General features: G+C 58.4%; 13 protein-coding genes. 7 read left to right on the top strand and 6 right to left on the bottom strand.

Features of this window, described 5'->3' with window-relative positions:
* The first annotated feature begins 95 nt into the window (after positions 1 to 95).
* The 5 genes from sodC (at position 96) to AB4O11_RS19635 (ending at position 3,408) form a co-directional block, all read left to right on the top strand.
* Positions 96 to 617, top strand: a complete 522-nt coding sequence (gene sodC, locus AB4O11_RS19655; protein ID WP_460127981.1) for a superoxide dismutase [Cu-Zn] SodC — start codon at positions 96 to 98, stop codon at positions 615 to 617.
* A gap of 140 nt (positions 618 to 757) precedes the next feature.
* Positions 758 to 2,005 carry a hypothetical protein gene (locus tag AB4O11_RS19650; protein WP_460127979.1) on the top strand — a complete coding sequence of 416 codons (1,248 nt, stop codon included), beginning with the start codon at positions 758 to 760 and terminating at the stop codon, positions 2,003 to 2,005.
* Positions 2,002 to 2,493, top strand: coding sequence for a hypothetical protein (locus AB4O11_RS19645; protein WP_460127977.1), 492 nt, complete (start codon positions 2,002 to 2,004; stop codon positions 2,491 to 2,493). Before AB4O11_RS19650 ends, AB4O11_RS19645 begins: the two co-directional genes overlap by 4 nt.
* A gap of 118 nt (positions 2,494 to 2,611) precedes the next feature.
* Entirely contained in the window at positions 2,612 to 2,926 is a 315-nt protein-coding gene (locus AB4O11_RS19640; protein WP_093438930.1) for a DUF2388 domain-containing protein, read from the top strand.
* Between the two features lie 80 nt (positions 2,927 to 3,006).
* Positions 3,007 to 3,408, top strand: coding sequence for a hypothetical protein (locus AB4O11_RS19635; RefSeq protein WP_175559657.1), 402 nt, complete (start codon positions 3,007 to 3,009; stop codon positions 3,406 to 3,408).
* On the opposite strand, the gene ligD is transcribed toward AB4O11_RS19635, so the two are convergent.
* The 4 genes from ligD to AB4O11_RS19615 all read right to left on the bottom strand — a co-directional run bounded on the left by ligD (position 3,409) and on the right by AB4O11_RS19615 (position 9,291).
* On the bottom strand, positions 3,409 to 6,000 hold the full coding sequence (ligD, locus tag AB4O11_RS19630) for a DNA ligase D (RefSeq protein WP_460127976.1): 2,592 nt from the start codon (positions 5,998 to 6,000) through the stop codon (positions 3,409 to 3,411).
* A gap of 17 nt (positions 6,001 to 6,017) precedes the next feature.
* On the bottom strand, positions 6,018 to 6,971 hold the full coding sequence (locus tag AB4O11_RS19625; RefSeq protein WP_093438941.1) for a methyltransferase: 954 nt from the start codon (positions 6,969 to 6,971) through the stop codon (positions 6,018 to 6,020).
* A gap of 11 nt (positions 6,972 to 6,982) precedes the next feature.
* Entirely contained in the window at positions 6,983 to 8,359 is a 1,377-nt protein-coding gene (locus AB4O11_RS19620) for an iron-containing redox enzyme family protein (RefSeq protein ID WP_460127974.1), read from the bottom strand.
* A 161-nt stretch (positions 8,360 to 8,520) separates the two neighbouring features.
* Positions 8,521 to 9,291: a tellurite resistance TerB family protein gene (locus AB4O11_RS19615; RefSeq protein ID WP_460127973.1), complete on the bottom strand. Its 771-nt coding sequence runs from the start codon at positions 9,289 to 9,291 to the stop codon at positions 8,521 to 8,523.
* 259 nt (positions 9,292 to 9,550) lie between these two features.
* Here AB4O11_RS19615 and pcsA point away from each other — a divergent pair, with 259 nt between their 5' ends.
* A complete protein-coding gene (gene pcsA / locus AB4O11_RS19610; protein ID WP_007919592.1) occupies positions 9,551 to 10,273 on the top strand; it encodes a phosphatidylcholine synthase in 723 nt (240 codons plus the stop codon).
* A gap of 148 nt (positions 10,274 to 10,421) precedes the next feature.
* On the opposite strand, the gene AB4O11_RS19605 is transcribed toward pcsA, so the two are convergent.
* Positions 10,422 to 11,234, bottom strand: a complete 813-nt coding sequence (locus AB4O11_RS19605; protein WP_093438955.1) for a class I SAM-dependent methyltransferase — start codon at positions 11,232 to 11,234, stop codon at positions 10,422 to 10,424.
* Between the two features lie 33 nt (positions 11,235 to 11,267).
* The gene (locus AB4O11_RS19600; RefSeq protein ID WP_093438958.1) at positions 11,268 to 11,540 is read right to left on the bottom strand and encodes a DUF4242 domain-containing protein; all 273 of its coding nucleotides are present in this window, start codon (positions 11,538 to 11,540) and stop codon (positions 11,268 to 11,270) included.
* A 225-nt stretch (positions 11,541 to 11,765) separates the two neighbouring features.
* Here AB4O11_RS19600 and AB4O11_RS19595 point away from each other — a divergent pair, with 225 nt between their 5' ends.
* Positions 11,766 to 12,227, top strand: coding sequence for a GNAT family N-acetyltransferase (locus AB4O11_RS19595; protein WP_460127970.1), 462 nt, complete (start codon positions 11,766 to 11,768; stop codon positions 12,225 to 12,227).
* The last annotated feature ends 8 nt before the right edge of the window (positions 12,228 to 12,235 follow it).

Raw genomic sequence — 12,235 nt, 5'->3', positions numbered from 1 at the left:
TTCAACGCGCCCGGCCAACGCCTTCACCGCCAGTTAATGCCGGCAGGCTATTGAGTCCGTCGCTTTGAACACTCATGCAGCAAAAGGAGACGCCTATGAAACGCGCAATGTGGTTGGGTTTGCTTGGCACTTTGGCCATCGGCAGCGCCCAGGCGGCGACAGAAAAAGTCGCCATCAACCTGGTCAGCGCCGACGGTGCACCACAAGCGATCGGTTCGGTCACCATCAGCGAAACCGCGTATGGCTTGTTGTTCACCCCGGATCTGAAGTCCCTGCCGGCCGGCATCCATGGCTTCCACGTGCATGAGAACGGCAGTTGCGAAGCCGGGATGAAGGATGGCGTGAAAGGTGCTGCACTGGCCGCTGGCGGGCATTTCGATCCGCAGAAAACCGGCAAGCACCTCGGCCCCTACGCCGACGGCCATCTGGGTGACTTGCCAGCGGTTTACGTGACGGCAGACGGCATCGCTAATTATCCGGTACTGGCGCCGCGTCTGAAAAAGATCTCCGAGATCACGGGCCACGCGCTGATGATCCACGCCGGCGGCGACAACCACGCCGACATGCCCAAACCACTGGGCGGTGGCGGTGATCGCATGGCTTGCGGGGTGATCTGAATAGCTCGTACTCAGAGCACTAGATATCTGGGCGGCATCACCGCCCGGATTTACTCTCTAACGCTTACCTCTCCACTTTCTCCCTCTGCCTGATATGCTGCTGCGCATTACGTAAAGGCACATCTATCTGGGAGTATTCGATGACCCGACTACGCGTCAAGCATTTTGGACCTATCCGAGAAGGGATGAAGAATGATGGCTGGATAGAGTTCAAACGCGTGACCGTGTTCGTGGGCAATCAGGGCTCCGGTAAAAGTACGCTCGCCAAGCTCTACTCAACCTTCTCGTGGATTGAGAAGGCATTGGTGCGAGGAGACTACGATCAGAAATGGTTCGAGCGAAAGAATCGTCTGACCAAGCCTTTTTTAACTTATCACCGTCTCGAGAATTACATTTCTGCAGGTCAAACGGCGTTAACTGAAATCGACTATGAAGGCGACGCCTTCTCGATCAGCTACGCAAATGGGCAATTGCATATTACAAAAGCAAAAACGGCTGGATATCACTTACCACAGATCATGTATGTGCCGGCTGAACGAAACTTCATTTCCTATGTAAAACACCCCCGGGAGTTGAAGCTGTCTTCTGAGTCTCTGAAAGAGTTTCTCACTGAGTTTGATAATGCCAAGGCCAGTATCAAGGATCCTTTGCCACTGCCCATCAACAACGCAGAACTTGAATACGACAAACTGAATGACACCTTGAACATCCGGGAGTCTGACTACAGATTGAAGCTGGCAGACGCGTCCAGTGGCTTCCAGTCTGCAGTCCCCCTTCACTTGGTCAGCCAATTCCTGGCCAATAGTGTTCAGGAGCGCATCGAGGATCGTCAGGAATCGATGAGCGCTGGTGAGCTTGAGCGTTTCCGCAAGGAAGCAGCAAAAATTCTTGCCGAACCCCTTACAGTAGAGCAGCGGCGGGCGCTCATCTCTACTCTCTCATCACGCTTCAATAAAACTGCTTTTATCAACATAGTCGAAGAACCGGAGCAGAACCTCTTTCCCCGATCTCAGTGGAGCGTTTTGCAAAGTCTTTTACAGTTCAACAATCAAGGTAAACACAATCGGCTGGTCCTCACCACGCACAGCCCTTACGTAGTGAATTACCTGACCATCGCCGTACAAGGCAAACTTTTACACGATAAAATCACCAAGAAAAAACTTGAAAAGACATGGTTTGAAAAACTTGATGCAGTTGTCCCTTTGCATGCATTGATAAACGCAAAAGACCTTGCAATTTATCAAGCAGATGAGAGAACCGGCCGTATCGAAAAACTGCCTGTGATTGAAGAAATCCCTTCGGATAATAATTATCTGAATGAATCACTGCGTGCGGGTAATGATTTGTTTGATCGTCTCCTCGACATTGAGGAGGCTCTAGGGGAGTGAATTTTCTTGATGCAGGTTGCCAGTCTGGTCCCTTCATGGAGCTCGAATTCGGACTCTGTGATGATCAAAACACCCAAGCCTATGTTGACGTATCAGGCGGCAAAAAATGGAGCGCCACCGTCAAAAATCCGAACCAAAAGGCGGTCACCTTTACGGCCATTGATAAATGCGTGATCAAAGACGGCGAAGAAGAAGGACGAGGTCGCTGTGATTGCATGCTTACAACTGAAAAAGCCCTCTATCTAGTCGAATTGAAGGATTGGAGACGCGGTGGATGGAAGAGTCATGCCTGCGATCAGCTGGAATCAACCATTCACTTCCTCGCAGAGACGCACGGCGAGCAGTTTCTGGAAAATTTCAGCCCTAAGAAGGCCTATGCCTGCAACCGGAAAAGCCCCTTCGTTGAAATAGATAACCAACTGAAAAAACGATTTTCCAGACTCTATCAGTTCCGAATCGACATTCAGGGCACTATAAAAATTGAGTGACCGCAGGCTTCACCCGGTTTACCTCACAGATACCTTCGATGGAACTCCCGCCGCGCGCGCCCCTCTCACATTATGTAATCCTTCCCTTTTTGCTTCGCGCTTGTGGAGGAACACCGTCATGCGCAAGTTAGTGCTCGTTTCTTCTTTACTCTTATGCCTGCCGGTCGGTTCGGCGTTGGCCCGCGTCGATGCGGGTGATGTCGCCACCTCGGCGGGTGTCTCCGCGTCGCTGTACTCGACCTTCAAGGATCACAAAATGGTGATTCCGGCCCGTGACGACTTGTCTGCATTTGTCGCCAGTGGCGGGGCCATTCGTGGGGTTTATCTTGAATCGGTGCTGCAACAGGCTCGCCAGGAAAATCCTGGACTCAATGCCAGTGATGAAGATCTGGCCAACGCGATTCTGGTGCATTACGAAGGCCTGAATCAGTAGCCGTCACGGAAAACGCAGCCGATGGATGGCTGCTGAAGGCGCATAGGCAAAACTGTCCGACGGCCTCTATGATGGAGGCCATGACGACTTCTGTGCCCTTGCGCTCCCCCTGCCCGCCCGGCGCCTGCATTTGCGGGCGCGATCCGTTGCTGGAGACGCCCGGCGCGGATTTGCGCATCCTGCGGCTGACCCGAGAGGAAGAAAAACGCCTGCTCGCTCGCCTCGAAATGCTCAAAGACCTGAATGACCTCAAACATCTGCAACAGCGCATGTTCGAGCAATTGGGGATTCGCGTCGACGTCGCTCCCGGTTTCAACGAAGTGCGCACCATGCGCGGGATCGCTATTCAAATCGACGAGTTACCGGGCCTGTGCCGCAAGACACGTGCAGCGATCCCGGCCGCCATTCGCCGCGGACTGGAAAACCACCCGGAAATCGCCTTCGAATTGCTCAACGCTCACGACTTGCTACGCGACACCTGATCACTTTTTCAGCCCCGGGCGTTTGCGCATTTCGGCGGTGATGCTCTGGCGGGTTTTCTTCATGTCGGCCCACGGCTCGTCACCGACCTCAGCCAACCGCTCATGAACGTTGTGCACGTTCCACTGATTGCCGCCCTTGAGCTCGGCGACCTCTTCGCGAAACAGCGGCACCGACACCGGCAAGCCTTCGCGGGTGCGCGCGGCGTAAGCGCAGATAGTGGTGGCGCCCAGACCGTTGCGCAGGTAATCGATAAAGATCCGCCCGACGCGGTTTTTCGGCCCGGACACCGCAGAAAAGCGCTCCGGCAACAGCTTGGCGATATGACTGACGATGGCGTGGCTGAAGTCCTTGACCTCGTCCCAACCGAGTTTGCGGGTCAGCGGCACCACCAGGTGAATACCCTTGCCGCCGCTGGTTTTGAGAAACGCCTTGAGGCCCAGTTCATCAAGTACGGTCAATGTCAGTGCCGTCGCTTCGACCATGCTTTTCCATGGCAGTGCCGGATCCGGATCGAGGTCAAGAACGAAGCGATCGGGCTTGTCCAGATCGACCGTGGTCGCGTTCCAGGTGTGCAGTTCGACGGTGCTCATCTGTACCGCGCCGATCAGCGCCTCGGCATTGTTGATCAGCATCACCGGTTGCCCGGTGACGTCTTTGTCCAGCGTGGTAATGCCGGGGATCGCCAGGCGTTCGGCGTTCTTCTGGAAAAACAACTCACCGGCGATGCCGTCCGGCGCGCGCACCAATGCCACCGGACGATCCTTGAGCTGCGGCAGAATCCATTCGGCAACGCTGGTGTAATACTCGGCCAGTTGCATCTTGGTGGTGCCGCTGACCGCGTCGATCACGCGATCCGGGTGAGTGATGCGCACCTTGCCGTTGGCCAGTCCGAGCTGCGACGGCGCGGTTTCTGCGCTGCTCGCCGGGGCTTTTTTCGGCGCTTTCTTCGTGGCTGATTTCTTCGCTGCAGTCTTCACCGGTTTCGCTCGCTCCTCAGTGATGCCCTTGGCCGGTTTGTCATCGCGCAAGCCATGGAACACGGCGTGGCGCACCGAACCGTCCTTGGTCATTTCGGCGAATGCGACTTCCGCCAGCAGTTTCGGCTTGAGCCAGTGCACGCCTTTGACCTCGAAGCCGCTGGGTGGATTGACCACCGCCGGCTTCTTCACCTGCAACGGTTTGAGTTGAGCCAGAATGCTTTTCAACGTCGACTCGTTGAAACCGGTGCCGACTTTGCCGGCGTAGCGCAACTCGCCGCTGTCACGATCATGCAGCCCCAGCAGCAACGCGCCGAAAGCACTGCGCGAACCTTTCGGATCGGTGTAGCCGACGATGACGAATTCCTGGCGATGTTTGCACTTGAGCTTGATCCAGTCACTGCTGCGCCGCGATACATAGGGCGAGCCGAGGCGTTTGCCGATCAGGCCTTCCATCTGCATCTGGCAGGCGCTATTGAGCAGCGCATCCGGGGTTTCGTCGAAGGCTTCGGAGAAGCGCAACAACGGTTGCTCATGACTGCCGAGCACCGTGGCCAGCGCAGCGCGACGTTCCTCGACCGGCACTTCACGCAGGTCGACACCGTTGAGATACGGCAGATCGAACAGGTAGTAGAGAATGTTGCCGCTGCTTCCAGCTTCAAAAGCATTTTGCAGGGCCTGAAAGTCCGGTACGCCGTGTTCGTTGGCGACGATCATTTCGCCGTCGAGCCACGCCGATTCCAATCCCAGCGCGGCCAGGGCGGCGGCCTGTTGCGGCAATTTGTGCGTCCAGTCATGACCGTTGCGAGTGAACAGTTGCACCTGATCATGATCGATGCGCGCCATGATCCGGTAGCCATCGAATTTGATCTCGTAACTCCACTGCCCTTCCGGCGCGCTGTCGACCAGCGTTGCCAGTTCCGGTTTCAGTTGTGCCGGCAATTTGGCCTTGTGCGCACCGGTGAGCTTGCCGGTCGCGGCTTTGCGCGTCTTGGCCGGGGGCTTTTTCAGCGGTTTGCTTTGCTCGGCGGCCAGTTTGGGTTTGCCCACTAACGTGCGTTCGCTCAGCACACTGTCCGGTTCGGCCACCAACACGTCGTAATCATCCTGCGGCCGCGCGGCGTTATCCTGATGCTTGATCAAAAACCATTGTTCTTTTTTGCCCGGCATGTGCGTGCGCACCAGGTTCCAGATACCGCCGAGCTTCTCGCCTTGCAGCTCGAACTTGAGCTTGCCCTTGGCGTAGGCCTTGTGCGGATCTTCCAGCGGAATCCACACGCCACGATCCCAAACAATCACATCACCGGCGCCGTAATGCCCTTGCGGAATGCTGCCCTCGAACGTTGCGTAATCCAGCGGATGATCCTCGACATGCACCGCCAGCCGCTTGACCTTGGGGTCGAGTGACGGCCCTTTTGGCACCGCCCAGCTCTTCAGTGCGCCATCGAGTTCCAGGCGAAAGTCGTAATGCAGGTGTGAAGCGTCGTGCTTCTGGATGCAGAACTGCAAAGCATGCTCGGCAGCGGTTTTACCTCCCGAGCGCTTGACGGCAGCCGGTTCCGAGGTCGCCGAAAAATCGCGCATGCGGTTGTAGTCGTCGAGGTTCCTGTTCATCGTGCACCTGCCTTGTTTCAGCCCATTCGGGTCACGGTCAGCGCCACCACTGCGATGCGGTCGACCCGTTGATAGCCGGGGTTGAGCAGTTCTTCGCCAAAAACATCCGGGTCGAGTTCGCGGTACGTCCAGCCGAAACGTTTTTCATCGAGGCGTGGCAGCACGGTGTCGAGAAACGGATCACGACCATCGACCATCGCCACACCGGTGTAGAGCAGCAGCGAGCCACCAGGCGCCAATCGATTCAAGGCCTGTTCGACGATACGCAGCGAAAGCCCTGCCCCCAGCGTCCCGCCACCGTGGCGATAGGCGCGTTCCGCCGGGTCGGCCATGTACGGCGGGTTGGCGACGATCAGGTCGAACTCGCCGTCGACGCCCTGCAGCAGATCACTGGCACGCACTTCAACGTTGGCGACTTCCGCCAGTGCCGCATTGATCGCAGTCAGACGCAACGCCGCAGGGTTGATGTCCAGCGCCAGCACCTCTGCCTCGCGACGGGCCCGGCCGATCAGAATCGCACCGACGCCAGCGCCGCAGCCGATGTCCACCGCGCGATGAATCGGCGCGAAGTTCTGCTGCAGGTGGGCGTGGATCAGTTGCGCAAAACGGTAGGTGTCGGGGCCGAAAAACACCGCGTCAGCGGCCTCGGTGGGAAATGCCGAATGGACGAACAGCAAATCATCCAGACTCGACCAGCGTACCCGACTCTTCAGCTCACCTTCGTAGTGATCAATGATCTGTGCGTCTTGCAGTTGCCGCTGTTCATCGGCTGACAACAACCCCGGCGTGAACGGACGCGACCAGCCGAACACATCGCGCAAAGAGTCGGCCATCTGGCCCTCGTCACGCTGGTTGACCCGTTGATGGGTCAACGGCGTCGGCGTGGTGAACCGATATCCGTCTGCCAACAAGCGCCGGCCCAATTGCAGCAGCACGAGGTCGTTGGGGCAGAGTTGTTCTTCCTGATTCATCGGCGGTGTCCTTAAGGCAAGCGGGATTTAAGTTCGATAAAACGCCGGGTGGCGAGCAGCCCGGCCGGGTGTGCATGGCGGGCCGGGGCGAGCCAGGGGATCAAAATCGCCATTTGCGCCGAGGCATCCTGACCTTGCAGCGCGGTGTTGAGCGCCTGTACGTCGGGGTCCTGTGCAAGCCCTTCGATGGGCGCTGCGGTCTGACTGTGCCGCCGAACGGGTTTCGCTTTATCCGACGGCGTCCAGTCGCCGGCAATCCAGTCGTGCACCAGTTGTTTTTCGTAGGCATTGAACACGCCAAACATCGCCGCACCGTCGCCCGCGATCAGTTGCCAAAAACGGCTGGCCTGCGGGTCTTCGTGGCGTTTGATCCAGCCTTTGTTCTGCAACGCTTGAAGAAATCCGGGCAATTGCTCCGGTGCGGCCAGCCACTGATTGACGGTCTGCCCTTCGAAACGGCAGTAATCGGAATGCATGTGTTGGGCGAATGGGCACTTGCGCTCGAGCATCGCCAGCAATTGCTGCTCAAGGTCGAAGCCTTCAATGATTGCGCGGCTGCCCTGCCCCAGATCGTTGAGCCGATAGCCCAGCGCTACCCGGCGCTGAAACTCAGCGCGATCGGCCTCAAGCGGCAGCAGGTCAAGCGCCGCCTGCACGGCTTTTTGCGCATGGCCGGTGCTGGCGTTGTCGATGGTCACATGGAGGGTGAAATAGTACGGATCGATCCCCAGTTCACTGAGTTCGTAACTGCTGATCAACAGGTGCAAGGGCAGTTGTTCGTAGCCGAGGTTGTAGCCGATCACCTCGGGCAGATAATCAGCACCACAGACACCGAGGGCCAGTTGTATCGCGCCTTGCAGGTAGCGTTCATCGTCGATGGCGCTGCTGTCCTGCAGATCGTGCTCGGCGAGCAATTTCTGGTAAATCACCACGTGGTTCTGCGCCGGATTGCCTTCGCCCAGCTCTTCCAGAAAGGTTCGCAGCAGGCCCTGGAAACGTGGGTCCTGCCAACGCGGCAACAGACCATAGAGCCAAGCGCCGTCGACCAGTTTGGTCGGTGCCACCGCTTGCAGGAAATACAGCGCCTGCGCCTTGCCACGGAAAAATTGCCGAGGCCCGCCGGCCTTGCGCTGCTGCAGATAGTCGGCGTATTGCCGGGCGACATCGGCGCAATGTTCGGCCACCCAGGCGTGCCACGTTGCCGGGTCTTCAGGCAACGAATCGCTAAGTTGCGCGGCGTGTTGCAGTTGCTCCTGCAAAAACGCCTGCGCAAGGACTTGGGAATCGTCATCGCGCAACAACGCTTCATAGACCTGCCGCATGTTCCCGGCGGCGTTGATCAGGTGCGGTTGGGCAGGCGCGGCTTGCAGGGGTGTCAGGACAGTCATGGCAAAATTCTCGGTCGGTTGGCAGGGCGCTGTTCCACACGCCTCTACAGCAGCAGAGAGGCAGCGCCTGCGAAAAATTCAATCGACGTAAAATTGCCCGGACGGACGGCGAAGCAGCTCCTTGGCGGAGCTGCAGGTGGTTATGATTTTTTGCCGTTACTTCAGGCCTGGCCTTTGGCCCGCTGTTCCAGATGCACCTGCAAACCCGGGTCGATCTGCAATGCTGCTACCAGTTCATCCAGATAACGCCGCTCGGCGTCCTGCTGGTCATCCACGAGGATCACGCTGACCAGATACATTTCGGCGGCCATGGCCGGATCGCCTTTGGCCGCCTGCGCGACTTCGTTGGCGTCCAGCGGTTTCGAGACTTCGTCCTCAAACCATTGCTGCAATTGTGGGTCGTCGGTGTGTTTGCTGATTTCCCCACTGATTATCTGTTGTTCCCGGACGTCGATCTCACCGTCAGCCTTGGCCGCCGCGATCAACGCGCGCAATACAGCGTGGCTGTGCTCCTCGACTTCCGGGCCGGCAAGCAGATTGGCCGTTTGCGGGATTTGTTGCGGTGCCGAACTCGCCTGGCTGCGTTGCCACGCCTGATACGCCTGGAAAGCCATCATGCCCAGCGACGCGAGCGCCGCATAATTGGTCCCGCCGGAACGATTTTGCGTGCTGCCCCCGCCGCCCAGCGCCCCACCCAAAGCGCCGCCAAGTCCACCACCGGCACCGCCGCCGAGCAAACCACCGAGCAAGCCGCCCAAGCCGCCAAGTCCACCGGCAGATCCGCCGCCGCTGGCCGCGCCCGAGCCGCCACCGAGCAGTCCGCCCAGCAACCCACCTAAACCACCCAAACCATCGCCAGCAGACGCTGAAGATTGTTGTCCCGCCGAGGCTTGGCCTTGCAGCAGTTTTTCGAGCAAATCGCTGGTGTTCATGACGTTATCCTCAGGCATTGGCAGTGACTGCGTCTGGCAACGATAGACCCCTTAAGCCATAGCGCCAGCACCGTTTGGCTGACGCTCGAAGCCTTGACGGATTTCGCCCGCGTATTTTTTCGCCGGCCAGCTAAGATTGATCAGTGGTGAACCTTATCCCGGCCAGACCGGTCGATAGCTGCAACCCCGACCCGGTTTGCCGGCGCCCTGCTACTCAAGGGTGATACCCGGCTTGCTTCACTTTCTGGAGAACGCCCCCGTGATATCGACCGTACACATCGCCAGGCTCAAAGCATGGGGCGCCCATGGTTTTACCGCGACTGGCGTGGTCACAGCCTTCCTGGCCACCCTCGCCCTGCTGGAAAACCAGCCGACCCATTGCCTGATGTGGCTGGGCGTGGCGCTGATTGTCGACGGCCTCGACGGCGCACTGGCGCGCAAGGTCAACGTGCAATCGGTGCTGCCGAGCTTCGACGGCTCGATCCTCGATCTGGTGATCGATTACCTGACATACGTGTTCATCCCGGCGCTGTTCATCTATCGCTACATTCCGTTGCCCGACTACACCCTGCTGCTGACCGTGTCGCTGATTCTGGTGTCGTCGCTGTTCTGCTTCTGCAACGTCAACATGAAGAGCAAGGACAACTACTTTGTCGGCTTTCCGGCGGCGTGGAATGTGGTCGCCTTGTGCCTGTACATCATCGGACCGGGACCGTGGATCACCTTCCTGACGGTGATCGGCCTGGCGTTGCTGACGGTGACGCGAATGAAGTTCCTGCACCCGTTCCGCGTGCGCCGGTTCATGCCGATCAACATTGCGGTGACGGCGATCTGGCTGCTATGCAGTCTGTCGCTGGTGCTCAACCATCCGGTGATCAACCCGTTGGTGATGGGCTTGTGGTTGCTGATGTCGGCTTACTTTCTGGGGATCTGCATCTGGCGCACGGCGCTGGAGTGGTTTGATCGGCCGCAGGTGAAATAGGCTCAACTACCAAAATACCTACCCCTGTGGGAGCGAGCCTGCTCGCAAAGACGGAGTGTCAGACAACATCTTTGTTGAATGACACAGCGCTTTCGCGAGCAGGCTCGCTCCCACAGGGATCTCCATCGTTAAGAAAGTCGGGGGTGAATCAGCGCTTAGTAATCACCACCTCCAGATACTCGCTCGGCACTACCAGCGAACCCTCTCCCGCCCGATTCAACCGATTGAGCAGATCCGCCAGATCACTCTCCAGCGCCTGCCCGCTCTCCGGCGGTAATGCCGCAAAGGCCTTATGCACCGGCCCATACCAATGGCGAAAGATGTCGATGAAATGCGCCGCCGAGCGATAGCGGAAATTGAAATCGCGCCGTGTCACCCGCAGCAGAAAATCACGGTCATCGAAATGTTTGTGCAGCCAGGCATCGGAGCCCCAATTCGAGGGAGGCTGGGCACCAGCCGGCGGTGGCAGATGCCGGCCCAAAACCTTGAACATCTGCCCAACAAAACCTTCCGGCGTCCAGTTGGCCAGACCTATCCGCCCACCACGGCGACAAACCCGGCCCAACTCGGCCGCAGCCGTGTCCTGATCCGGCGCGAACATCACACCAAAGGTCGACAGCACCGCGTCGTAACTCTCATCGGCGAACGGCAGTGCCTCAGCATCGGCAACCTGAAACGTCACGTCCAGATGCTCCGCCCGGGCCCGATCCTGGCCGCGTTCCAACAAAGCCGCGATGTAGTCGGTCGAGGTGACCTGGCAGCCACGGCGCGCCGCCGCCAGCGTCGCATTACCGTTGCCGGCAGCGACATCCAGCACCTCTTCATCGCACCGCAGGTCACAGGCTTCGGCAAGGTTTTCGCCGACGATTTGCAACGTCGTGCCAATCACGGCGTAGTCGCCACTGGCCCAGGCGACTTTCTGGCGTTCCTTCAGGGCTGTCAGATCAATCGGGGTACTCATAAGAGTGAACTCCGCTGCGGGTGGGGTCGGTAATCATTCGGCCGTCGTCGGATCGATGACCGTCATCACTCGCGCCACACTGTTGGCAGGAAATCCTCCAAGCCTGGCGTGTTCGCGTACCTGCTCTTCGTCAGGCGCGATGTACACGCAATAGATTTTGTCGGCAGTGACATAACTCTGTAGCCACTGCACCTGTGGCCCAAGTTCGCGCAACACCTGGCAGGACGTTTGTGAGACGTTTTTGAGTTCGGCTTCGGACAGCTTCCCGGCCCCTGGAATCTCGCGTTCAATCACGAATTTCGGCATGGCAACCTCGCGCTCTTGTCATGGGGCAAGGCCGGCTGTGACCCTGCTCAGGCACTATCGCGCCGAGATCGCTCGGCGTCCCTGCCAATCGTCTGGCAACCCCGTAAAACCGGGGGTTTGCCGATGAGCGGTGGAAATCTGTAAAGCGTCTGGAACACCTGGAAGATTGCCAACGTTCGAGGATTGGTTTCTGATGCCCGCTCGCTTCTGGAACGGACTCTACCGATGTCACTGAAACTCGATTGGCTCGCGCATCACATGCACCACAGCGACCGTTATGCTCAATGGATCCACCAGCAATTCCCCTACGAATACATCGACCAACCGCTGGCTGAATGGCAGCGTGAATTTGCCGAGGGCCAAGGCAATGGCGACTGGTCCTGCCTGATCGCCATGGACGGTGAACATCTGGTCGGCGGCGCGGCGCTGGCACGCGATGACCTCGCCCTGCGCCCTGATCTTGGTCCTTGGCTGGCCTGCGTGTTCGTCAGTCCTGAAGCGCGCGGGCAAGGCCTGGCAGAACGCTTGGTTGAAGGGATTTGTCAGGAGGCGAAAGAGTGCGGGTTTGCGCGTTTGTATCTGCATACGCAGACCAAGCGGGACTACTACGCCAAACGCGGCTGGCAGGTCCTGGAGCGTTTTCGCGCCTGGGACAATGAACAATGGCTCATGGTCCGCGACCTCTGAGCCAGTGG

It is taken from the genome of Pseudomonas sp. H1_D05, assembly GCF_054682705.1.
This window is presented reverse-complemented; position numbering and strand designations above follow the sequence as displayed.

Excerpts from the sequence above, each read along its gene's own strand:
- sodC (WP_460127981.1), top strand. The coding sequence starts at position 96 with ATGAAACGCGCAATGTGGTTGGGTTTGCTTGGCACTTTGGCCATCGGC.
- AB4O11_RS19650 (WP_460127979.1), top strand. The coding sequence starts at position 758 with ATGACCCGACTACGCGTCAAGCATTTTGGACCTATCCGAGAAGGGATG.
- AB4O11_RS19640 (WP_093438930.1), top strand. The coding sequence starts at position 2,612 with ATGCGCAAGTTAGTGCTCGTTTCTTCTTTACTCTTATGCCTGCCGGTC.
- AB4O11_RS19635 (WP_175559657.1), top strand. The coding sequence starts at position 3,007 with ATGACGACTTCTGTGCCCTTGCGCTCCCCCTGCCCGCCCGGCGCCTGC.
- ligD (WP_460127976.1), bottom strand. The coding sequence starts at position 6,000 with ATGAACAGGAACCTCGACGACTACAACCGCATGCGCGATTTTTCGGCG.
- AB4O11_RS19625 (WP_093438941.1), bottom strand. The coding sequence starts at position 6,971 with ATGAATCAGGAAGAACAACTCTGCCCCAACGACCTCGTGCTGCTGCAA.
- AB4O11_RS19620 (WP_460127974.1), bottom strand. The coding sequence starts at position 8,359 with ATGACTGTCCTGACACCCCTGCAAGCCGCGCCTGCCCAACCGCACCTG.
- AB4O11_RS19615 (WP_460127973.1), bottom strand. The coding sequence starts at position 9,291 with ATGAACACCAGCGATTTGCTCGAAAAACTGCTGCAAGGCCAAGCCTCG.
- AB4O11_RS19605 (WP_093438955.1), bottom strand. The coding sequence starts at position 11,234 with ATGAGTACCCCGATTGATCTGACAGCCCTGAAGGAACGCCAGAAAGTC.
- AB4O11_RS19600 (WP_093438958.1), bottom strand. The coding sequence starts at position 11,540 with ATGCCGAAATTCGTGATTGAACGCGAGATTCCAGGGGCCGGGAAGCTG.
- AB4O11_RS19595 (WP_460127970.1), top strand. The coding sequence starts at position 11,766 with ATGTCACTGAAACTCGATTGGCTCGCGCATCACATGCACCACAGCGAC.